Annotated in this window: 20 protein-coding genes and 1 riboswitch; of the genes, 14 read left to right on the forward strand and 6 right to left on the reverse strand. The window is 52.1% G+C overall.

Annotated features, from left to right (window positions below):
• Nucleotides 1-65: 65 nt before the first annotated feature.
• A riboswitch (ZMP/ZTP riboswitch) is annotated at nt 66-149 on the reverse strand.
• 61 nt (nt 150-210) lie between these two features.
• Nucleotides 211-819 carry a TetR/AcrR family transcriptional regulator gene (locus IAE55_RS17540; RefSeq protein WP_200633361.1) on the reverse strand — a complete coding sequence of 203 codons (609 nt, stop codon included), beginning with the start codon at nt 817-819 and terminating at the stop codon, nt 211-213.
• Between the two features lie 274 nt (nt 820-1,093).
• On the opposite strand from IAE55_RS17540, the gene IAE55_RS17545 reads away from it, so the two are divergent.
• Together IAE55_RS17545 and IAE55_RS17550 are read left to right on the forward strand one after the other, a co-directional pair.
• Nucleotides 1,094-1,861 (forward strand): SDR family NAD(P)-dependent oxidoreductase, encoded by a 768-nt coding sequence (locus IAE55_RS17545; protein ID WP_200633362.1) that lies wholly within the window; start codon nt 1,094-1,096, stop codon nt 1,859-1,861.
• A 205-nt stretch (nt 1,862-2,066) separates the two neighbouring features.
• Complete coding sequence (locus tag IAE55_RS17550; RefSeq protein ID WP_105443458.1) at nt 2,067-2,858, forward strand: hypothetical protein; 792 nt, start codon at nt 2,067-2,069, stop codon at nt 2,856-2,858.
• Nucleotides 2,859-2,905: 47 nt separating this feature from the next.
• On the opposite strand, the gene IAE55_RS17555 is transcribed toward IAE55_RS17550, so the two are convergent.
• Nucleotides 2,906-4,021, reverse strand: a complete 1,116-nt coding sequence (locus IAE55_RS17555) for a VanZ family protein (protein WP_200633363.1) — start codon at nt 4,019-4,021, stop codon at nt 2,906-2,908.
• Between the two features lie 249 nt (nt 4,022-4,270).
• Here IAE55_RS17555 and IAE55_RS17560 point away from each other — a divergent pair, with 249 nt between their 5' ends.
• Both IAE55_RS17560 and IAE55_RS17565 read left to right on the forward strand, forming a co-directional pair.
• Nucleotides 4,271-5,626, forward strand: a complete 1,356-nt coding sequence (locus IAE55_RS17560; RefSeq protein WP_145156921.1) for an amino acid permease — start codon at nt 4,271-4,273, stop codon at nt 5,624-5,626.
• A gap of 145 nt (nt 5,627-5,771) precedes the next feature.
• Entirely contained in the window at nt 5,772-6,752 is a 981-nt protein-coding gene (locus tag IAE55_RS17565) for a hypothetical protein (RefSeq protein WP_200633364.1), read from the forward strand.
• Between the two features lie 83 nt (nt 6,753-6,835).
• Here IAE55_RS17565 and IAE55_RS17570 read toward each other — a convergent pair whose 3' ends face one another.
• A complete protein-coding gene (locus IAE55_RS17570) occupies nt 6,836-7,501 on the reverse strand; it encodes a DUF2306 domain-containing protein (RefSeq protein ID WP_200633365.1) in 666 nt (221 codons plus the stop codon).
• Nucleotides 7,502-7,735: 234 nt separating this feature from the next.
• Between IAE55_RS17570 and IAE55_RS17575 the strand changes: the two genes are divergently transcribed.
• From IAE55_RS17575 to IAE55_RS17590, 4 genes are all read left to right on the forward strand, one after another.
• Nucleotides 7,736-8,323: a TetR/AcrR family transcriptional regulator gene (locus IAE55_RS17575; protein ID WP_145156924.1), complete on the forward strand. Its 588-nt coding sequence runs from the start codon at nt 7,736-7,738 to the stop codon at nt 8,321-8,323.
• Between the two features lie 507 nt (nt 8,324-8,830).
• Complete coding sequence (locus IAE55_RS17580; protein ID WP_200633366.1) at nt 8,831-10,015, forward strand: MFS transporter; 1,185 nt, start codon at nt 8,831-8,833, stop codon at nt 10,013-10,015.
• A gap of 165 nt (nt 10,016-10,180) precedes the next feature.
• Nucleotides 10,181-10,393, forward strand: coding sequence for a hypothetical protein (locus IAE55_RS17585; protein ID WP_105443454.1), 213 nt, complete (start codon nt 10,181-10,183; stop codon nt 10,391-10,393).
• A gap of 225 nt (nt 10,394-10,618) precedes the next feature.
• The gene (locus IAE55_RS17590) at nt 10,619-11,167 is read left to right on the forward strand and encodes an NADPH-dependent FMN reductase (protein ID WP_105443453.1); all 549 of its coding nucleotides are present in this window, start codon (nt 10,619-10,621) and stop codon (nt 11,165-11,167) included.
• A gap of 201 nt (nt 11,168-11,368) precedes the next feature.
• Here the strand turns inward: IAE55_RS17590 and IAE55_RS17595 are convergent, their stop codons facing one another.
• Nucleotides 11,369-12,244, reverse strand: coding sequence for a LysR family transcriptional regulator (locus IAE55_RS17595; RefSeq protein ID WP_145156926.1), 876 nt, complete (start codon nt 12,242-12,244; stop codon nt 11,369-11,371).
• A gap of 116 nt (nt 12,245-12,360) precedes the next feature.
• Here IAE55_RS17595 and dapA point away from each other — a divergent pair, with 116 nt between their 5' ends.
• Nucleotides 12,361-13,260, forward strand: coding sequence for a 4-hydroxy-tetrahydrodipicolinate synthase (gene dapA / locus IAE55_RS17600; RefSeq protein ID WP_145156927.1), 900 nt, complete (start codon nt 12,361-12,363; stop codon nt 13,258-13,260).
• Nucleotides 13,261-13,334: 74 nt separating this feature from the next.
• Here dapA and IAE55_RS17605 read toward each other — a convergent pair whose 3' ends face one another.
• Nucleotides 13,335-13,868 carry a GNAT family N-acetyltransferase gene (locus tag IAE55_RS17605; protein WP_234489623.1) on the reverse strand — a complete coding sequence of 178 codons (534 nt, stop codon included), beginning with the start codon at nt 13,866-13,868 and terminating at the stop codon, nt 13,335-13,337.
• Between the two features lie 456 nt (nt 13,869-14,324).
• On the opposite strand from IAE55_RS17605, the gene IAE55_RS17610 reads away from it, so the two are divergent.
• From IAE55_RS17610 to IAE55_RS17625, 4 genes are all read left to right on the forward strand, one after another.
• A complete protein-coding gene (locus tag IAE55_RS17610) occupies nt 14,325-15,284 on the forward strand; it encodes an AAA family ATPase (RefSeq protein ID WP_145156928.1) in 960 nt (319 codons plus the stop codon).
• A gap of 12 nt (nt 15,285-15,296) precedes the next feature.
• Entirely contained in the window at nt 15,297-15,929 is a 633-nt protein-coding gene (locus tag IAE55_RS17615) for an RNA ligase family protein (protein ID WP_105443449.1), read from the forward strand.
• A gap of 296 nt (nt 15,930-16,225) precedes the next feature.
• The gene (locus IAE55_RS17620; protein WP_145156929.1) at nt 16,226-17,032 is read left to right on the forward strand and encodes a hypothetical protein; all 807 of its coding nucleotides are present in this window, start codon (nt 16,226-16,228) and stop codon (nt 17,030-17,032) included.
• Nucleotides 17,033-17,080: 48 nt separating this feature from the next.
• Complete coding sequence (locus IAE55_RS17625; RefSeq protein WP_200633367.1) at nt 17,081-18,331, forward strand: MFS transporter; 1,251 nt, start codon at nt 17,081-17,083, stop codon at nt 18,329-18,331.
• 209 nt (nt 18,332-18,540) lie between these two features.
• Here the strand turns inward: IAE55_RS17625 and IAE55_RS17630 are convergent, their stop codons facing one another.
• Nucleotides 18,541-19,599 carry a 2,3-butanediol dehydrogenase gene (locus IAE55_RS17630; protein WP_200633368.1) on the reverse strand — a complete coding sequence of 353 codons (1,059 nt, stop codon included), beginning with the start codon at nt 19,597-19,599 and terminating at the stop codon, nt 18,541-18,543.
• Between the two features lie 322 nt (nt 19,600-19,921).
• On the opposite strand from IAE55_RS17630, the gene IAE55_RS17635 reads away from it, so the two are divergent.
• Nucleotides 19,922-20,947 (forward strand): LacI family DNA-binding transcriptional regulator, encoded by a 1,026-nt coding sequence (locus tag IAE55_RS17635; protein WP_076167468.1) that lies wholly within the window; start codon nt 19,922-19,924, stop codon nt 20,945-20,947.
• The last annotated feature ends 37 nt before the right edge of the window (nt 20,948-20,984 follow it).

Consider the following 20,984-nt stretch of genomic DNA (forward strand, 5'->3'; position numbering starts at 1 on the left):
GTCTACATCTCCTTTAAATCATGGTAAGGTCCAGAAAACATAAAGAGGCAAGGGGAAATTCCCCTTACCTCTGCCCAGGCGTACGGCTGTTTATATCCATGTGCTCCCTCATGGTTCATCCCATGTTTCCGCCAGTCGCACACAGTCCATCTATGTAGAATGATACCTTATTGTGCTTACGGGCACAATGGGGAGTTTTGAGAATGATGCTTATGTGCCGCCGTTTCTTTTAAACACGATGTAATCCATTTTTGTCTCAACCAGCACCATCAGCTGCTGCGCCATATAAGACGCCGTGTATTTAAAATCAACCTCTGCCCAGTGCATAATGACCCCCACCGTGGCCGACATCCGGTAGCTCAGCATGATTTCGTAGTCGATCGGCGGCTCGGTCGGTTCCATTTCGATATGCATGTCCTTCCGCATCGACTCCCTGAGCCTGTCGTACATGTCCATCGCCAGCTTTCCGCGTTCGACTCGCGATAAGGCCAGGAACACATCTTTATGCTGTTCGATATGCTCAAACAAGCGCAGTCCCGAGGGGTAGGTCATCGAGGCTTCAATTCGCTCAAGGCCCTCATACGGCTTGACGAGCAGTTCGGCGATGCCCTGCAGAAACTCGTCGTGGATTTCCTTGAGCAGGTCTTCCTTGCTGACGAAATGCTTGTAAAAGGTGCCCCGGTTATAGTCTGCGCGGGCTGCGATGTCCATAATAGTCACCGAATCGAAGCCTTTATCGAGAATTAAGGAAACGAGTGCGGATTTGAGCGCCTGCCGGGTTCTTCTGGCTCTGCGGTCAAGAACTTGTTCGTCTGTCAAATGCAATCTGCCTCCAGCTTGTCGTTTCTCCTATTATAACGCAAGTTGGGCTGCCGCCAAAACGAAGATAATCATCAACAAAAAGAAGGTAAATGTTCAAGATTGTCATGGTTCTGTGACATACGGCGGCAATCTGTTGGATAGATGACGTTATTTTGAAATATGATTATTGTGTGAACAATTAATAAGGGTGTAACCTATACATGTAGCAGACATGAGCTATAAAGCCCATAAATCATTTTATAAACTTTGTTGAAAAGGAAGCGATTCAGTCATGAGTCAGACACAAACGAAAACTGCAGTCATTACCGGCGCGGCCGGCGGAATCGGGAAAGAGCTGGCACGGCGTTTGGCCGAGCGCAAGCTGAACCTCGTTCTGGTCGATTTGAAGGAAGATGCGGTCAAGAGCGTCGTTGAGGAGCTTGGCCTGAACGATACCAATTCACTGGCGGTCGCTGCCGACGTATCCAAAGAGCAGGACGTGCAGAACTATGTGAACCGTGCTGTTGAAAAATTCGGCACCATCGATTACTTTGCGAACAATGCAGGGATTGAGGGTCCTACCGGGCTGATCGAAGAGCAATCCGTGGAAGCGCTTGATCTGGTGTATAACGTCAACGTCCGCGGGGTGTTCCTGGGATTGCATTATGTTATTCCAGTTATGAAAAAGCAGAATTCCGGCGCAATCTTGAACACATCTTCGCTTGCAGGCCTGATGGGTGCGCCAGGAGTGGCCCCATACATTATGTCCAAGCATGCCGTGATCGGCTTGACGCGCGTTGCTGCCAACGAGCTGGCTTCGCTGGGCATCCGGGTTAACGCGGTTCTGCCTGGAACGATTAACACCCGGATGATGCGGCAGATCGAAGCGAACTCCGGCAATGCGGAAGCGTACAAAGCCGCCAATGAATCGGCAACACCGATGGGCCGTTACGGCGAGCCGCAGGAAGTAGCGGCGGTAATGAACTTCCTCCTCTCCGATGAAGCTTCATTCGTTACGGGTTCCCTGTACACTGTAGACGGCGGGATGGTCGGTCAGTAATCACGGCAACCGTATTCGTCCCAAAAAAAGAGGAACGAATGTTCTGGGAATTTATTGACAATCGAGAGAAATAACGATATATTGAGTTCAACATAGTTAATGGAAGCGGGAGAAGCACCCTGCAGGAAAGGCGTCATGCCTTACTTGCGGGGTGCTTTTTTTGTCCATTCATTATGAATTTTGATGATTTGGGGGAGAGATGAAGATGACGTATGTAAAAGTTTTATGGAAAAACAGCTTGGTGACGGTTTTATGCTGTACGGTCGCGTTGTTCATGCTGGGTCCGGCTAAGGCGGACGCGGCATCGGACAGTGCTTGGGACGCCGCTTTGCAGAGTATTGGTGTGCTTCATGACAGCTATAAGGCGCTGGAAGAGGCCAACAAGCTGAAGAAGCAGCAGATTCAAGTGCTCCGGAAACAGAATGATGACCGGTTAAAGTCTGTCAATGCGAAGGTGCAGGGGATCGACAAAGCTAAGATCGACAAGCTGAAATCCGAAGCCGATCAGGCCCAGAAGAAATATCAGCCGCTGCTTAATGAATATACAGACCTTGGGAAGAAGGCGGCGGATGCGAGAAAACGTAAGGACCAGAAGGCCGCGCTTCAGTACGATCTGAAGCGCAACCAGATCAAGGCCTCGGCCAGTGCTGCCCGTGCTGAAATCAAGAGCCGTAAGGATGCGCTCGCTGCCGCCAAGAAGGAAGCTTCGGCCAAAGCCAAGGCGGTGAAGGATACGTTGGCGCAGGTCCAAACGTTAAAGAAGCAGGTGACTGCCGAGAATAAGAAGATTACGGCAGCGAACAGCACCCGGAGCGCGTCGGACAAGCGGTATAAAGCGGCAGTCAAGCTCGGGAACGCGATCACAGCCACGGCTGAGCTGACCGTGATGTATAAGGAGCTTGGTAAAATCAGCGCCTCCCTCAATCAAATTTACCAATGGGAGAAGCAGATCGATTCCGTCATCCGGACAGCGGAAACGAAACTCCCCAAGTCTTGAAGGACAAGCGTGATATGTTCTTGAGAAGTACGTTTTTCTAAGGGGAACTACTCCTTTTTCTCCGGTTCGGGTGCTGCGGCCGGCTGCCATAGGATAACATGCCGGGTTTTGCTCCATTTTTCATAGAACAGCTGCGGCTCCTTCTTGAATACGCAGATGACGACATGAATAAAGAAGATGGTATTCATGGCAAACACAATAAGTCCCAGGATCATGCGAAGGATCGGCGGAACGGTGTCAAGGGAGCCGGCCAGAACCCGGTTGGCTCCAAAAAACAGCCAGTAGAGAATTCCATATCGAACCACAAGCGATTTAAGGGAGATTCGCTCCCCTCCATCGGCAAGACGGATACGGACAAGCCATTTGCCGGGAGTCAGACCTCCAGTCAGCCAAGGTACCAGCATGAAATACAGTCCTGTCGCAACCCAGAAGGAAGCCGGTACATGCAGGATATGCAGAATGCCAAGCAGGATCGCCCAGACGATCCCGTCCGCCATAAAGGCGATTCCCCGCCGCGTATAGGTTACCCGTTTGGCGGCCCGGTCGATATTGGCATCCAAATGCTCAATGCGGGGAAGAAGGCCGGATAACCATTCGGCTGCCAAGAATCCAAGCAAACCGCCGAGCGTGTTAGTGATCAGGTCATCTACGTCGAATACCCGGTACGGGTGATCGTACAGCCCGAATATTCCGCTGAGCTGGGTCGTCTCAAACAACAGCGACAGCAAAAACGACAGCAGAATGGAAAGTTTCCATCCCGTCCGGAAATAATAACGGAGGATCATACCGAACGGAACGGTAAGAAACACGTTGAATACCACTTGAAGGAAGGCGCGTTCCGTAAGCAGCCGCAGGTACGTCGAGGGCTGCGAGGACACGACGGACGTTTCTTTCAGGATGTCGTGAATGAAATTCAGCGGCACCAGCTGAAGCGCCCCTCCGGCCATGGCCGGATTGTGCCGGGAAGCCGGCAGCGGAAGGATGATCAGAAACAGCGCGTTGAGCAGGTACAGCAGGAACAGGTACAGCACAAACGCCCTGATTTTATGGATATAACCGTGTCTGCGGTACTGCACGACCAAGAAGGGAAGGGTAAAAAATAGCGCCGCAAAGGGAAAAGACAGAAATGCATATGAGATTGGAAATACATACGAATGAAACACGACTAAACTGCACCGCCTTAATTTCTTTATGTTTTCTTTTTGGCCTTGCCATCGGCTGAATGTACATCATAGCACAAGTATGATCGGTTTCTGGTTAAATTTTGTTTAAAAATTATAAAGAAACGTGAAGCAAATGCAGAAAATTCGGCTAAATTTCTATCAGGTTGCTTAAGCAAAATGTTATACTTGAACTTATGGTTTTTGTACTAATACAACCTAATACAACAAGATTCAGCAGGAGGATATTTGATGTCACAACCAGATGGGGTTTCATTGCAGAAAAAATTAAAACCAAGGCACATCAGCTTGATGGCCATGGGCGGAGTCATCGGCACCGGTATCTTCAAAGGCAGTGCCGAAACGATCGGTCTTGCCGGACCGGGCGTCATTATCTCTTACGTCTTCGCCGGGCTGCTGCTGCTCGTCGTCATGGGAGCCATGGCGGAAATGGCTACGGTTTACCCGGGTAAAAATATGAAGGACTTCGTCCGAGAGGCCTTTGGCGAGAGAGTGTCCTTTATTATGGGGTGGATGTACTGCTTCCTGTGGCTATCCGTGTGCGTCATTGAAATTATAGCGGCCGGCAGCTTTTTGCAGTATTGGTTTCCCGGGGTACCGTTATGGTTGCTTAGTCTAGCCAGCGCGGCCTTCATTATTCTGATTAATCTGATGAGCGTGGGAAGCTTCGGCGAGTTCGAATTTTGGCTGGCGGGGATCAAAATCGCCATGATTATCGTCTTTATCGTTTTAGGGGCATGCTTGATCTTCGGGATCATTCCGAGCAGCAATACGCCGTATCTGCATAACTACTCGGCGGCCGGAGGATTTCTGCCCAACGGATGGACGTCCATTTTTTCCGCTTTGCTTGTGGTCATGTTTTCCTACGGGGGTTCGGAACTGATCGGTTTGACATTGACGGAAACGGAAAACAGCGAAAAGGTGCTGCCCAAAGTGGTACGCAATTTTATTTTGCGGATCATATTATTTTTCACGCTGCCGATCCTCGTGATATGCGGGCTGATTCCCTGGAACCAGCTCGGCCCCGAGTCGAGTCCGTTTGTCCAGGTACTGACTGCGACCGGCTTGTCCGGGGCGGCGGATCTCATGAATTTTATTCTGGTTACGGCGGTGCTGTCCGCAGCCAACTCGGGAATTTATGGAGCTTCACGCATGCTCCACTCCATGGCTGCTGCCGGTGAAGCATCGCCGGCTCTTGCCCGCACGAACCGGAGGGGTATCCCGGTAAATACGCTGTTATTGTGTGCTGTGATCTTGATATTGGGATCCATGCTGGGCATGTTTGCACAGGATCAGTTGTTCCGCGTGTTAATGGCTGTTCCGGGATTTTGCGTCCTGCTGGTCTGGATTTGCATCTCCCTGGCACAAATCAAGCTGCGGAAGTCGTATCCGGTAGAGCCATCCTTTAAGGTTTGGGGGTACCCTTATGTTACGTCTGCCGTCGTGGCCTGCTTGGCGGTAATCGCGGCCATGTTCTTATTCGATGCGCAGAACCGGCTTAGTATCGGCTTATGCATCGCCGTACTTATCGTGCTGATCATCTGGTCTATGATCCGGTTTTCCAGGACTGGAGGAAGAAGCAAGTAAGCGAAAAAAAGCGAATGATGTGCTTATGAAGCAGTTGGGTTCTGTCTCGTATGACCAGTCCAATTTGATATTTTTATCAAGACTATCGAATTTATTGAAACCTGAAGCCGCCTCCGTCCGTCTAAGATGGTAACGGAGGTGCAGCATGAAGAATACGATTAAAATCAGTTCGATTCTGCTGGCGCTGGCTATAGCTGTTGCGGTAACCGCATGCAGTGACAAACAGGAAACGGCGCCGGGTACGCCGCCAGACCACATGGATGAGCAGAACAATCCGTCAACCCAGCCTGGGAATGCTGAACAGGTACCGTCCGTGAAGGAAGGAACCGGAACGTATACCGGCCAGGCTGATCCGCATACGGTGGAGATTGTGGTTGACGGCAAGCCTACCGCTTTTCAGCTGGGTGACGGGCTGGATCAAACGGTAGCCGATTTGCAGGAGCAGGACCACGTCCAATTCAAATACGAGGAAAAGGCTATTGAAGGCGAGGATACGCTAAAGCAGCTCGTACTGACCGAAATTAAAAAATCGGACAGCGTGCAAGGAGCAGGCCAAGGTGGCGAAGGCGATACATCCGGCAAGGATTCATCTTCCAGTTCTTCGGCCGGCGGCCAATCTGATTCAGGGGACTCTAAATCATCCGCAAACAGCGGTAATGTAAGTAAGCGCCCTGCCGAGGGCAAGCTGGAGGTCACCTTGGAAGGCAACGACGAAGTGCGGCCCGCCAAGCTTGTTCAGGCTGAAGGGTACTCGCTGTATATTCCCGAACAGTTTTCTTTTGATGCGGGCAAGCATCTGCTGTATATGAACGTTGATCACGAGTACTCGGTCCGTATCGAGAAGCTGCCTGCAGATTTCAACTTGGACCAACTGGAACTGCAAGGGAAGAAAGAGCTTAAGCCGTATGGCGAAATCAAGAAGCTTGGGGCTGCAGACCTTACCGGTCCGATGAAGGACGCGCTTATCTTTTTGACGGCATTCGATTCCTCGGGAACCCATGAATATATCGTGAAGGAGCTTGACGGCAGTGGATTTGTTTTTCATGTCACACAGCCGCAGAGGGAAGCTTCTGAAGGTTTTGGACCACTGGCGTTTGCAGCGCTGAATTCGATCGAGAACGAATAGCTTTGAAACTGAAATTACCGTTGTTTGCACGGGGATTTGCAGGAATAAGAAGAAAAAAACCGCCATCTGGCGGTTTTTTTCGCTTACGGTTTATTGTTGTCGGCAGGACGCCGGGGACCGGCTGGCCCAGGCCACGCAGTGCGAAAAACAAGCTCTGCGATGAAAAGCAGCAAAGGAATCGAGATAAACACGCTGATCCGGTAGCTGACCGGGTAAGGACTTCCGGCAAGCGTGCGGATCGTCCACGTGAGGACGTGGACAACCAGGTTTGTAAAGCAGAAAGCATAGCTGCGAACCATCCACTTCCGGTGGCTGGCCATTTGCTTTTTCCGGATCTGAATTAGAGCGATCACCGTGAATGCCGGCCATAGCATCGTTAACAGGTTAAAGGCAATGCTGACCGATCTTCCTCCCGTGGCGACCGGTGCCATATAACCTGAGGTGAGGCCAACCAGCATAACGCAAATGACATATAAATATCCGTTGAACCGGTGGAATTTTACATGTCTGATCCGGATCCGTGCTGCGAAGTTGACGGCTCCGCAGATCATGGCCAAGCAGGCCAATCCGGCATGAATCCTCATGACGATCAGCCACAGCTTAGGGTTCAGGGGATGGTTCAGGTCCGTTTTGAAGCCGAGAAATGCCGAGGCCTGGGGATCCTGAATGATCTGCACATAGGCGACGTATAAAATAAAGGCGATCACAACGATTAGCATCAGGGCATAATAGCGCTTGCTTTTTGACATGGAAAAATACTCCGCTCTGTTTGGCGATAATGTTCGAATCACGGCTGTGCCAGTAGTCGAACTGCGTTCGGAAATTTATGCTATAGGAAAACGCCTTGGCTTGCAACGCATGTTTGGTGTCGTTTTTGTGACGGAATGGATATTATTGGAAAAATAATATTTGACAGAACAGTACAGAATTAAGTATGCTAAGAATCAATCCAATCATCAAACCTATGAAAGGGATGCCTAAACATGAGTAAAAGCGGTAGACCCCGTGAGTTCAAAGACACAGCCGTTATCGACGCCGCTGTGGAGGTGTTTTGGTCACAGGGATACGGGGCCTGCTCAACAGACGATTTATGCAAGGAAACCGGTCTCGGCAGAGGAAGCCTGTATAATGCCTTCGGGAGCAAGCATGAGCTGTATGAGCAGGCGCTGATCCGGTACCATCAGGTGGGGATTGAGGCGCAATTGGAAATCCTGAACACCGACGCTCCGGTAAAGGAGCGGCTGCAAGAGCTGTTGGAATGGGAAATCCGGGAGGGCTCGACAGCCAAGGACCGTGGATGTTTGCTTATTAACGCGTCGGTAGAGCGTGGAAAGACTGACCCGACTGTTGAGCGGATCTTCAAACAGCATGTGGCGCTGCTGGAGCAGGCTCTCGAGAAAACGATTCGCGAAGGGCAGTCCGCCGGCGAAATTTCCCGTGAACGGGATACATCGGAGCTGACGGCTTTGTTCCTCAGCTGCTGTTATGGCCTGCGTGTGATTTATCCGGGGACCATGAACCGTGCGTTGGCCCGACAGATTATTGACGGCACGCTTGCGGCCATTTTTTAGCAGAATCCCTGGGAGTCAGAGATTTATTTAATCTATCATATAGTCTATCTAAATCATTAGTTGCTGTTGTGTTCGTATTCGAGCTGCCGCTTTGCGCTGAACGATGTTCACGCACTGGACGCGGCTGTGTTTTTTGAATAATTTTGTACTGGTTGTTACAAAAGTGGGGCGTAAAATGAGCCGCAAAGTTATAACCGATTGAAAAATGGAGGTGAGGCATAAGTGAAGACGGGAGCAAGGTGGAGATATAGAGAATACACAGAGGAAATACAGTGAGGATAAAGATGAGATTCCGAGGAGCTTTCGAATAGATTCCGAGGAGTTGTAGAGGAGATGCAGAGAAAATACAAAGAAAATATAAAGAAAATACAGAGAAAATACAGAGAAAATACAGAGAAAATACAGAGAAAATACAGAGGATGATTCCTAGGTGAGATGCCTAGAGAGATACCTGCGTCTAATTTTGTACTGAATGTTACAAAATAATATATAAAGGAGCTGTTTGCATTGCCGCTTGCGATTTATGTATTGGGACTGATGATATTCTCCATGACGACTTCCGAATTTATGGTGGCGGGAATCATGCCTTCGCTATCAGAGGAGTTTGGCGTATCTGTCGCCGCCATCGGATATCTCATATCCGCTTATGCTGCGGGGATGATTATCGGCGGGCCACTATTGACAGTCGGATTGTTAAAAGTGCCGCGCAAAAAAGCCTTCCTGGCATTGTCCACCGTGTTTCTGATTGGGCAGACGCTGGGAGCGCTCGCGCCGAACTATGAACTTATGATGGCTGCCCGGATTATTACCGGGGTTGCCTCGTCGGCCTGCTTCGGCGTGTCCATCGCGATTGCACTCACCTTGGTCCGCCCGGAAGCAAGCGGTCGTGCCGCCTCGATCGTCCTTGGCGGATTGATGGTCGCGACCGCTGTGGGGCTCCCCGCCGCCATGCTGTTTGACCAGTATCTCGGCTGGCGGGCGAGCTTCTGGGCCGTCGTCTTCCTTGTGCTGATTTCGGGAATAATGGGTCTCCTGCTGATCCCGAAATCACCCAAGGAAGAGGCAGAATCGCTCAGTCTCCGCGGCGAACTCGCTGCATTCAAGAACCGGCATTTATGGGCGGCCTTCGCAACCAGCATGCTGATCATCGGGGCGACGTTTGCGGCATTCAGTTACTTTTCACCGATACTTACCGATGTAGCGGGCTTCAGCGCATCCATGGTGCCGCTTCTGCTCGGGGTTTACGGGGTGGCAACGGTCATCGGCAACACCATCACCGGCAGACTGGCCGACCGGTACATGATGCCGATTATGACCATCGGCCTAGTCGTGCTTACGGGCGCGCTGCTCATGTTCGGCCTATTTGCCGCACACTCGGTCGTTGCGGTTATCGCCGTCATCGTGATCGGCCTGGTCGGGGTCTCCATGAATCCTCCCATGGTGACCCGAGTGGCGAGAGCTTCGAACGGTGGCTCGCTCGTCAATACGTTCCACGTCTCGGTCGTCAATTTCGGCATTGTCGTCGGTTCCACCATTGGCGGGCTCACGATCGATCATGGCTACGGCCTGGCATCACCGTTGTGGGTTGGTGCGGTTCTGGCCGTGCTTGGCCTGCTGTCGCTGGTTCCATATTTGAAAAAGACCCCGGCTCCCGCTGGTACCGCAGCGGTTCCGGAAAAAACCTGTGCGTAAGCGTGAAGAACTGGTCCGGTTACGTTGTCTGAGCCTGCAGGTTCCTGCTTCCATCGTTCCTAACGGCTTCAGCCATTTCCATTTATGTCATGAACGGCTACAATAAAGGAAGAGCGAGCAACCGTGATCGTATCTAATTCATATCCAAAGGAGAACCCGTAATTCATGGCAACGATTCGAGAGCTTCTGACGGAAGCGGAACTGCAGGAGGCCGAGCGCAGGAAGCTTCCCATACGCGTGTTTAAAGATGACCATTTGATCGATTCAGATACGCGGATCATCCGGTTCACCGACTCCACGGTGATTACCCAGTCCGGTGTGAGTGATGTTACTTACCACTCGCGTAAAGAATGCCAATTTTATGAGATCCGCAAATAGATCCGATTACACTGCCCGATAAACGCTTAGGCAGAGCCACCAGTGCTCTGCTCAGGCGTTTGTTTTTTTTGGCATCAACCACCCATAGACCGAAATATATATAGCCATGCCGGAATTGATATTATCTTTCGTCTTCAAGCCGCTATAAGATAAAAGTACCGGTCCGGGTTTACAGGCAGGTTACAGGACCTGCGGAAATTTATGAATATGGGGAGAGATCTAGCAATGGAACAATCACACTTGAATATTGGAATCATCCTTGGCAGCACTAGGGAAGGGCGGGTCAGCCCACAGGTCGGAGCATGGCTCAAGGAGCTGGCTGACGGGCGTGGAGATGCGGAGTACCACCTGATCGATTTGGCGGATTATCCGCTGCCGTTCCTCGGACATCCTGGCGGAGAGGACGCCATCCAAAACTGGGCCGCGGTCATCGGCCGCATGGACGGATTCGTGTTCGTCACCGCGGAGTATAATCACAGCATTTCCGGTGTGTTGAAAAATGCGATCGACCTGCTGCGGGATGAGTGGGGGAATAAAGCGGCAGGCATCGTGAGCTACGGGTCCACTGGAGGCGCCCGGGCGGCCGAGCATCTGCGCGGCATTCTTGGGGAGCTGAACGTGGCGGACGTCCGCATTCACCCTACGCTGTCGCTCTTTACCGATTTCGAAAGCTTTAGAACCTTCAAGCCGGCCGAGCTGCATCATAAAAATGTCAACGGCATGCTGGATCAGGTGATTGCCTGGTCCACGGCTTTAAAGACGATTCGGGCATAAATTCGATTGGATATGTTGAAAAACGCACAGAGGAAGCGATTAGACGCTGCCTGAGTGCGTTTTTTTGCTGTATCCCCGAGGGTTAAAGGAATTCGCCGCGCTCAGGTGGTCATGGAGTATTGGGTGCTGGGAACATGGAGATCGACTTGCTGCGGACGGTTTACAGCTGATTCTGGGGAATCACGAACAGCCAAGCTGAACTTACGGCGACTTCCTGACCAACTCGATAAAATCGCCGAGTGCCCGGGAGATCCACTTCCTCGGATGGGTTATCAGCTGCAGGCTGAGCCGCAGATCGGGATGACTGAACGGAAGTGGGGCGAGCAGCCCTCTGCGGATTTCATCGTCTGCCGCCATGCGGGGCAAGAGGGAGATTCCTGATCCCGCCATGACGCAGCGTTTGATCGCTTCGGGGTTTCCCAGCTCCAAGCCAAGCCGGCATGGGATTCCATGCTGCTTCAGAAGCTTCTCCAGCATCATCCGGTAATTACAGGTTTCTTCCGGCAGAATCCACTCGGCATCGTACAGATCTTGAAGACGGATTAGCTCTCGATTTGCTAGTGGATGTCCTGGCCCTGCAATGAGAACGAGCGGTTCCTCGCGGACCGTCTGCCAGTGAAGCGCCGGATCCTCCGGTTCGTTATCGAGAATCAGGCCGATGTCCAAATCTCCCTCTTTGACCCTCTGGACGAGAAGGTCCTCCCGGTCCGTCCATAATCGGATGGACAATCCTTCGTACTGCTTGCGCAGCTGCTGGATCAGCGGGGGGAGAAAGTAAGCGGCGAGGGAATCCATCGTTCCGACGGAGATCGTGCCGCCTCCCTCGCTCCGAAGCTTCTCCTTCGATTCATCGAACAAATCAAGCATTTGTACCGTAAGCTTAAGCAGCTCTTCCCCGGAGGAGGTCAGCCGAACCCCCTTGCCGTAACGCTCGAACAGCTGTGTATCGTATGCTTTCTCCAGCTTCTGTATTTGCGCCGTTACACTCGACTGCGCATATCCCAGCTCTTCGGCCGCCCGGGTAAAGCTTTTGCGGTGCGCGACCTCGCGAAAGGTATGAAAGTACGTTAGGTCCATGCTATTCATCTCCATGATATCAATATTATCGATGATGCTCATCAACTATTATAGATAACACTGATAATAATTCCTATGCTAAATTAGAGGCACAACCTATAGAGGAGGTCATCGAAATGATCGGAAGAGATGAACTGCATGGCGTTTTGGTTCCTGTGGTCACACCATTTTTGCCAAGCGGAGAGCTTGATTTGGCATCATACACCCGTTACGTGGAAAAGCTGGCTGAGCATCATATCAACGGCTTGATCATAAACGGGACGACTGGAGAGGCCCCGACGGTACGCTGGGACGAAGTTGTACAGCTCACCCGGGTCACGCAGCAGATTTTGAAAGAAAAGCAGCGAAGCACCCCGGTGATCATCGGAACGGGAACCAACGACACGTTGACGACCGTGCAGCGGACGGAGCAGGCTGCCGCCTTGGGGGCGGATGCCGTCCTCGTTGTGGTTCCCTATTACAGTAAACCGTCGCAAGAAGGGATCATCGAGCATTTTCGCCGGGTGACGGAAGTCGGGGTACCGGTTATAGCTTATGAGATCCCTGCCCGTACCGGGGTCCGCTTAACGATGCATACGGCCAAAACCATTATGGAGATGGAAGGTGTGATCGGAATGAAAGACAGCTCCGACGGCCTGGAACTGGTTACGGAGTTGACTCGTCAAGATGCGGGGGCGGTATTATGCGGTGACGACCTGTACTACCATGCCAAGCTCAGCCAAGGGGCGAGCGGGGGAATTCTGGCTTCGGCCAACTTGTACACAGATATCTTTATTGAGGTCCATGACCTGGTGCAAAACAGGATGGTCATGGAAGGCAAACGATCTTTTGACCGTGTTGTCCCGCTCATTCGCAAACTGTTCCAGGAACCGAATCCCGCTCCGATAAAATGGGTGCTGGCTAATCAGGGTGTGATTGCTTCAGATCACCTTCGGCTGCCGATGACACGTATATCCCAGCCGCTCCAGAATGAACTGGCCCAACTGCTGACAGGAATCGAAGCAGCGCATAACTAATACAACGGACGTTAGCAAGAAGGCGGCCTCCATCCTTCAAAGGAAGGGCGATGGCCGCTTTCATGCTGCCCGTATCAGACGCCCGATTCCAGATCCAAGCGCCAGTCATTGCAGTGCATAAAGCTGCCTTTCGGGTATTCAAAATCACATTCACCCATGAAAGCGAAGCTAAGCTTCCGGCAAATCGCATTGGAACCCGGGTTATCCATGGATGGAAAAGCGTGCATATATCGGTGCTTCTTCTGCTGTTTCGCCTGCTCGATCACGGCTGCTGTCGCGGCCGATGCTATGCCCCGCTGCTGAAAGGAAGGCAGGACGCCCCAGCCGATCTCATAGATGGTAGATCCCTGCCAACCACTCTCCCAAAATCCCGCATTGCCTATTGGCACCGGATGATCTGCCAGCCATATGCTATACATGCAGCCGTTCCCGAGGGACTGAACCTCAACATATCGCTTATGGCGCTTCTCAACCTGCTCGTCACTTTCCGGGCCGCCCAGATGTTCCAGCATCTCTGGAACATTCAAACGATAGAGCAGCTCCAAATGCAAATGGTCTCCCGACCAGGGCCTGATCTGTACTTGTGAACCCGCCATATGATTTCCCATGGATGGTTATCCCCCTCAAATATAATCATGGATGAAACTCGGAATAAGAACCTATGTTCCTACTATATATCAAATAAATGGAAGTGTCATGTTTTTTTATGCAAGCTTTACGTTTTGGCCGCTTGTTGGCCCTGGGCGATCAAATCTCAGCCGGCATCCCCGCGAGATCGAATACCCAGTGCCGGGCATAAAGACCTGTTATCCGGATGCGTCCAAGGTCCCGTGTGCTTTGAAGACAGGATCCCATATAATTGAAGAGAGCGCCTCCTTCATCAGGAACCCGGCTGGTTTTCGGGGAAGGGCTTTTTTTGTTGCATTCATGGTCCACGGTCCATCGGGTAAAAGTCAACAAGCACGCTTCATACGGGATCAAAGGGATGTCCGGCGTTGAATGGAAGGTGACTATCAAGATGATGGTGAAGGAAATCAACCATTTATGGAAGGGAGGTGATAACGATGAGTACGATTCACATGCTGGTCGGCATTCCAGGAAGCGGAAAAAGCTTCTATGCCAAAAATTTGTGCAAGCGTGAGCGGGCTGTGGCGGTTTCGACCGACTCCATCCGGGAGCGGCTGTTCGGCAGCGAGTCCAGGCAAAAAAATTCGTATCTGGTGTTTGACGAGGCTTTTGCCGAAATAGACCGTCTGCTTGGGGAGGGTCGCAGTGTCGTATTTGACGCAACCAACGTGAGCCGCGACCGCCGCGTAAAGTTTCTGAAGAAATTCAAGGATGTGCCTGTCGAAGGCCATGTGTGCGATACGCCGTATGCGACGGCCAGGCAGCGGGCGGGGACGCGCAAACGCCGGATCGACGACGCAGTGCTGACGAAATTTGCCAAAAACTTTGAGTTTCCGGTCATGGCCGAAGGGTTCCAAGCGCTGCATATCGTGCACAGCTCAGAGGATGTGAAGCTGGACAGAATCCAATTGGAAAAACTGCTCGCAGAACGTCCAGATCACGATGAGCTTTTTGCCTATTTAAGCGCCTCCCCGCATTTTTCCGTCATGCTTGGGTACGACCAGGAGAATCCCTATCACTCCAAAACCCTGTCTGAGCACACCTACGCCGTGCTTGCCTATATCAATGCGCAGTACGAAGGGGATGACCTGCTGGCGATGCGGTATGCGGCGCTGTTTCACGATGTGGGCAAACCGTTCTGTAAGGTATGGAAGGAAACCCGCGGCTATTACTCCTATTTCGGCCACGAGCATGTCTCTGCGGCCATTGCCTGTCATGTACTAAAGGAGCTCGGATATGATGAGGCATTTGTGTTGAAGGTTGTGCATATGGTCAGCTTTCATATGGAAATTCTTCACGGGGGAGACGCAGGAGCGTCAAACATTTATCATTTGCTTGGCGGGGATCTGCTGGCCCGGTTGTATTTTTTCGCGGAAGCGGACACGAACGGCAAATAAAGAGGTGGTTTCATGAAAATCAAATATCCGAAAACGATGCATCTTCCCTGGTCACGAGGATACACCGATGATGACAAAATTTTGCGCAGCACGGACCATTTCGTGGGAAAAGAAGTGGTGATCACCGAGAAAATGGACGGCGAGAACACCACGATGTACCCGGATTTCATTCACGCGAGATCGCTGGACAGCAAGGATCATCCGTCCCGGCATTACGTCAAGACGCTGCACGGCGGCATCAGATACTTGATTCCGGAAGGGTATCGTCTCTGCGGGGAAAATGTGTACGCCAAGCATTCGCTCGCTTACGATGCGCTGCCTGGATACTTTATGCTGTTCTCGGTTTGGAATGAGCAGAACCTGTGCCTTTCCTGGGATGAGACGGAAATCTGGGCAGATCGGCTTGGAATACCTACGGTGCCGCTGCTGTACAGAGGCATTTGGGATGAAGAAGCAGCCAAACGGTGCTACACGAAAAAGTCCTGCTGCGGCGGGGAACAGGAAGGGTATGTGGTGAGGCTGGCATCGTCATTCCCTTACGAGCAGTTCAGGCAAAGCCTGGCCAAATTCGTGCGGAACAATCATGTCCAAACGGATGAGCACTGGCTCAGCAGACCGGTCGAGCCGAACGGACTCCAACCGTGAAGCTGCTGAAGCAGGGGAGTCCGACAATGTAAGCTGAGGAGCTTTATGTACAGAGTCTAAGCAAGATCTAGATTACTTGAGCGGATTGCAGTTTAGGAGCTATATTTGTTGTTCATAGAAAGATGAAATGGTATGGAAGGTGGTGTTGGTCATGTAATTCTAAAGCAGAAGTACCCACATCGGAGGAGATTGACGAGGTTGAAACTATATTTTTTTAAGCTTTAGCTTTGAATACATAATAGCTTTACAGATGAGTAAAAAATGCGATAACGAACATTAATCTTGGAGGGAACGGTATGCCGGGATGCGCAGGAGTTGCACTGTATCATACGGAACGGATTGGGGCGATGCAGGCTTTTGCCGCCGGGGAGGCTTTTTTTGAGAAGTTCGACACGGCTGTAACAGGGACGAGTTACTATGAGCTTTTGGAGCACGGAGATCATGAAGGCGATCACGATCTGGTGGAAACCTCCCCGGAGCAATTACGGGCGAAAATCGGCACTGGAGAGGCTGAAGCCTTCTGGATGTACAGCCAGCAGCACGGAACTTTGCCATGGGACGCCGCTTTTACTTATCATACGAGCGGATACGGCAGTTTCCCGCATATCGCCGCTTTTTGCGACAGCCCTCCGGAAGACACATATTCCGTTCTTAAAGAATGGCTGAGCCATATGGCAGAACAGTTCACCTTTCCTTATGCAATTTTATACGGGACGAGAAAAATGACGGATGCGATGAGCTACGCCGCAGGGGACAACGGAAAAACCGCATTCCCTTATGAAAAAGCGTTTGCTTTCAACAAGGAGACCCCCGGCTTATACGGCGGACAAGCCCGCTATACCGGCAGCAAGCTGAGAATGGTTTACCCTGCCAATGTACTGAACGGCGAGCATCTCAACATCGGGATTGCGGGGACGAATCTGGAAAACTGGATACAGAGCAGCCATGATCATGGTATACTTTACCGGGTGGGCGAAGAACGGTGGATGTGGGAAGTCGACCCCGCGAAACTTGAACAGGTGAATCAAATCTGTGGGGAGGCGGGTGTCTTGATCGCCTGGCAGCCCCGGGAGTCGAAGAAACCGCGGCGCAAGCTGCCTTAATCGCATCGATCGTACTCATTTACATTTCATCAGGACCCGGAGGATGGTATGTCACGACCTTTATTCCCGCGCTTAAAAGGAAACAGCAGGGGCTGTCTCGCCTTTGAGCCTTTTTTTCTTATTCCGTACAGTATGGTAAGCACCTATGCGACGCTGTATATGTACGAGCTTGGCATCGCCGAAACCAGCATCGGCTGGATCACTACGATCGGCCTGATCGTTCAGGTGTTTTCATCGTTTATCAGCGGTTATTTGACCGACCGGATGGGCCGCAAATCGGCCATCCTGTATTTTGATCTGTTCAGCTGGAGTCTGGCCACCATCCTGTGGGCGGTTTCGCACAATGTTTGGTTCTTCCTCACGGCGGCGCTCGTCAACGGGTTTCAGCGCGTGCCGCATACCGCGTTTTACTGCTTGATCGTCGAGGATACGAAGCCCGCCGACCGGACTTACGTCTTTACGCTGCTGCAGATTATCAGCGTGATCGGGGGGCTGTTCGCTCCGCTCGGCGGACTGCTGGTGGATCATTACGGCCTTGTGTCCGGCACACGCATCATGTATGTACTTGCGTTCCTGATGATGACGTTTCAGTTCGTGGGGCGGCATCTGTCGACGCGCGAAACCGAAATCGGCCAGAGAAAGATGCGGGAAACCCGCGATCTCGGGCTGAAGGAAAGCCTGATCGATTATGGCGGGGCGATTCGCGACATTATAACGAGCAAGTCGCTCATGCTGATCTTTAGCGTATACATTTTGTTCAACTTCCAGGCCACGATGAAAACGACGTATCTGTCGCTGTACATGGCGGATTACCTGCACGTCGGCAGCGGGCTGATTTCCCTGTTCCCGGCGGTGTCCTCTGTCATTATGCTGCTGACGCTGTGGCTGCTGATGCCAAAAATTCCGGAGCACGCGGCGAACCGCTCGATGATGGCCGGTTTCATTCTATCGGTCGGTTCAAACGTCATGCTGGTGCTGTGGCCGACGTCCAACCTGGTCTGGATCGGGCTAAGCACGATTTTGGCTGCCGTAGGGCTGATGATCAGCTCGCCCTATTTGGAAGCAGCCGTGCAGAACGCGATCGACGATGACAAACGGGCGAAAGTGTTCTCCATGCTGTCCGTGCTGATCCTGCTGCTTACGTCTCCGGCAGGCATTATCGGCGGTTGGGCGTACAAGCTCGATCCGCGGATTCCCGTGTGGCTTGTGGCCGCTGCGTTCGCCGGCGCCGTTCTTCTGATGATGCTGCATCATCGGCGGGAGAAGAGCCAAGAGATACAGGCTGCGCTCCGGCAATAAGGCTAACATAACAAAGATCCCCTGCCGTATGTTCGGCAAAGGGATCTTTTTTGAAGAGATCAGAAAGTATAAGTTTCGGAAGCTCCACTTCCTGATCTCGCAAGAAAAACTTCCTTTAGACGCGGTCTGTCTTCTTTGAAGGTACTTCGATAGACGTTTTTCTTATTCGTTATGAAAAGCACCTAAGGTGCGGTAATATTCGCAGTCGGTTATTTGGACGGTTGTGGCGATACCAAAATTTTGACTTGGCTTTTCTCTTTCAGCAGCGCCTCAAAACCCTGTTCGACGATCTCGCTTAAAGCAATGCGCTTCGTAACGAGCTTATCGGCCGCGAAATAGCCCTGCTGCATCAGGCTGATTACAGCCGGGAACACGTCCCGGTAACCGATGATGCCGGCGATATTGCGTTCCTGCATGACGATCTGGTTCGGATGGATCGGGGCTTCCCGTTCGAAAATGCTGACAATCATAATTTGACCGCTGATTTTCGTCGATTGAATCGCTTGGTTCAGGACAGCCGGAACGCCTGTAACTTCATAGGCAACGTCCGCGCCGCCTTGTGTGAGGCGATGGATTTCTTGGACGACGTCCACGTCTGCAGGGTTGAGCGCGATGGCCCCCAGCTCCTGCGCTTTGCCCCGCCGCTCAGGCGATAGTTCCACGGCGTAGATTTCCGCAGCACCCGACGCTTTCAGCGCTTCGATGACAAGCAGGCCGATCGGCCCCGCCCCGAATACGACCGCGCGGTCGCCCACCTTGAAGCGGCTGGAACGCACGGCGTACAGCGCAACTGCCGACGGCTCGACCAAAGCGCCCTGCTCGTAGGAGACGCTGTCCGGAATATGATGAACCATATGCTCATCGGCCGCCACGTATTCGGAGAAGCCGCCCCCGCCGCCAGCGAGTCCCAGGAAACCCATTTTTTCGCAAAGGTTATATTTCCCCTGCTTGCAGGCGGCACAGTGTCCGCAGGCGAACACAGGCTCCACGACGACCCGATCGCCGGCTTTGAAGCGGGTCACGCCTTCGCCGACTTCCACGACCTGGCCGGAAAATTCATGTCCCATCACGACCGGGGCTTTTTCACTGGTTAATGGATGTGGCGCACCCTCCGGAATGAATATCGGCCCGGCGGCGTATTCGTGCAGGTCGCTTCCGCAGATGCCGCACCATTCCACCTTGATTTTGACCTTACCTTGGAGGGCCGAAGGCTCCTCAATCGTTTCCACGCGCAAATCTTTCACGCCATGCCATCTCAATGCTTGCATGAATCCGTCATCTCCCTATCAGGCAGTAAATAATATGGTGAGCGATATATCGAAAATAGGAAACGTTTCCGATCCATATGATGTCACATTCTATTCTGCGTGTCAAATCATTTTTTAGGGCTAAAGCGGGCGTTTTTAACCTTAGTGCGAATGGAAGATTTACATGTCTATGTATAGAAATAAGCTGTGATTGTGCAGTGATTGCAGCGTCTGGCGGCTAAGCTGAGGCATCGGTATGGCGGGGTATGCTATAATATATACTGAAAAAGAAAAAATGTCTTCCGGTTAGGAAACGATTCCGAAGTGAGAGGGATTAATTCGCATGTCCAACAAGAAAAAGGTGACCATTGAGGACGTCGCCAAGCAGGCAGGCGTCGGCATCGCCACCGTCTCCAGGGCGCTTAACAACAGCGGGGGAATCAGCGAAAAGACGAAGGCGAGGATCATGCAGGTGATCGATGAAATGGGCTTTGTCCCCAACACGTCGGCCCAAAGTCTCAAAATCCGCCAAACCCACCAGATCGCACTTGCCGTGCCGGATATCCGCAACGCGATCATTCCGGATATCGCCTGGTCGGTAGAGCAAGCCGCCAAGCAGCATGGATACCGGGTGGTGCAGATTAATACGCTTGGCAACGCCCGTCTGGAGCTGGAGACGCTGCGGGAGATCAAGAAGCTTCATGTGGACGGCCTCGTCCTGATGCCGCTGGCGTATCCCAAGCAGCTGGAAAGCCTGATTAACCAGGCCAGCATCCCGGTATCCGTCATCAATTACGGCAAGAAGCTCAGCCCGGATTTAAAGGCGGATATCGTGGGGCTCGCCCGCCAGGAAGGAAGGCTGGTCATGGAGCATCTGCTCCAGATCGGACGGGCACGGATTGCTTACGCAGGCGCTCCCAAGGATAAAATTGAAGAACGGTACCTGGCATACGAACAGTCGCTTAGGCATGTCGATGCTTCGCTGGTCTATTTCGGGGAAGATTTTTCGTTTGAGACCGGACGCCAGGCGGCCGATTATTTTTACAGCCTGAAACATATGCCGGACGCGATTTACGCCGTCAACGACATGGTGGCGATCGGGATCGTTAACCGCTTCAAGGAGCTTGGTATCCGGGTACCGCAGGATGTGGCGGTGGTCGGCATCGACAACAACTTGTGGGCGACCGTAACCACTCCGCAAATCAGCTCGGTGTCCATCATGGGCAGCGAAGTCGGCCGGCTGGCGGCAGAGCTGCTGCTGAAGCGGATCCAGTCGCACAATCCGCCGGATTACGAGCGGGTGGAGTTTGAGCCGCGTCTCATCGTAAGGGAATCCAGCGTTTCAATGACGCAGTATTCGAATAAATAACATAAGGAAATGCTTCGGCACACATGGGAAGGGGACA

The organism is Paenibacillus sp. S28 (assembly GCF_016624415.1).
GTDB lineage: Bacteria > Bacillota > Bacilli > Paenibacillales > Paenibacillaceae > Paenibacillus_AQ > Paenibacillus_AQ favisporus.

What these genes read in the sequence shown, in the direction of transcription:
- IAE55_RS17545 (WP_200633362.1), top strand. Translation starts at nt 1,094, where the DNA reads ATGAGTCAGACACAAACGAAAACTGCAGTCATTACCGGCGCGGCCGGC.
- IAE55_RS17575 (WP_145156924.1), top strand. Translation starts at nt 7,736, where the DNA reads ATGAGTAAAAGCGGTAGACCCCGTGAGTTCAAAGACACAGCCGTTATC.
- IAE55_RS17590 (WP_105443453.1), top strand. Translation starts at nt 10,619, where the DNA reads ATGGAACAATCACACTTGAATATTGGAATCATCCTTGGCAGCACTAGG.
- IAE55_RS17570 (WP_200633365.1), bottom strand. Translation starts at nt 7,501, where the DNA reads ATGTCAAAAAGCAAGCGCTATTATGCCCTGATGCTAATCGTTGTGATC.
- IAE55_RS17615 (WP_105443449.1), top strand. Translation starts at nt 15,297, where the DNA reads ATGAAAATCAAATATCCGAAAACGATGCATCTTCCCTGGTCACGAGGA.
- IAE55_RS17635 (WP_076167468.1), top strand. Translation starts at nt 19,922, where the DNA reads ATGTCCAACAAGAAAAAGGTGACCATTGAGGACGTCGCCAAGCAGGCA.
- IAE55_RS17550 (WP_105443458.1), top strand. Translation starts at nt 2,067, where the DNA reads ATGACGTATGTAAAAGTTTTATGGAAAAACAGCTTGGTGACGGTTTTA.
- IAE55_RS17625 (WP_200633367.1), top strand. Translation starts at nt 17,081, where the DNA reads ATGTCACGACCTTTATTCCCGCGCTTAAAAGGAAACAGCAGGGGCTGT.
- IAE55_RS17610 (WP_145156928.1), top strand. Translation starts at nt 14,325, where the DNA reads ATGAGTACGATTCACATGCTGGTCGGCATTCCAGGAAGCGGAAAAAGC.
- IAE55_RS17595 (WP_145156926.1), bottom strand. Translation starts at nt 12,244, where the DNA reads ATGGACCTAACGTACTTTCATACCTTTCGCGAGGTCGCGCACCGCAAA.
- IAE55_RS17585 (WP_105443454.1), top strand. Translation starts at nt 10,181, where the DNA reads ATGGCAACGATTCGAGAGCTTCTGACGGAAGCGGAACTGCAGGAGGCC.
- IAE55_RS17630 (WP_200633368.1), bottom strand. Translation starts at nt 19,599, where the DNA reads ATGCAAGCATTGAGATGGCATGGCGTGAAAGATTTGCGCGTGGAAACG.
- dapA (WP_145156927.1), top strand. Translation starts at nt 12,361, where the DNA reads ATGATCGGAAGAGATGAACTGCATGGCGTTTTGGTTCCTGTGGTCACA.
- IAE55_RS17605 (WP_234489623.1), bottom strand. Translation starts at nt 13,868, where the DNA reads ATGGGAAATCATATGGCGGGTTCACAAGTACAGATCAGGCCCTGGTCG.
- IAE55_RS17620 (WP_145156929.1), top strand. Translation starts at nt 16,226, where the DNA reads ATGCCGGGATGCGCAGGAGTTGCACTGTATCATACGGAACGGATTGGG.
- IAE55_RS17565 (WP_200633364.1), top strand. Translation starts at nt 5,772, where the DNA reads ATGAAGAATACGATTAAAATCAGTTCGATTCTGCTGGCGCTGGCTATA.
- IAE55_RS17560 (WP_145156921.1), top strand. Translation starts at nt 4,271, where the DNA reads ATGTCACAACCAGATGGGGTTTCATTGCAGAAAAAATTAAAACCAAGG.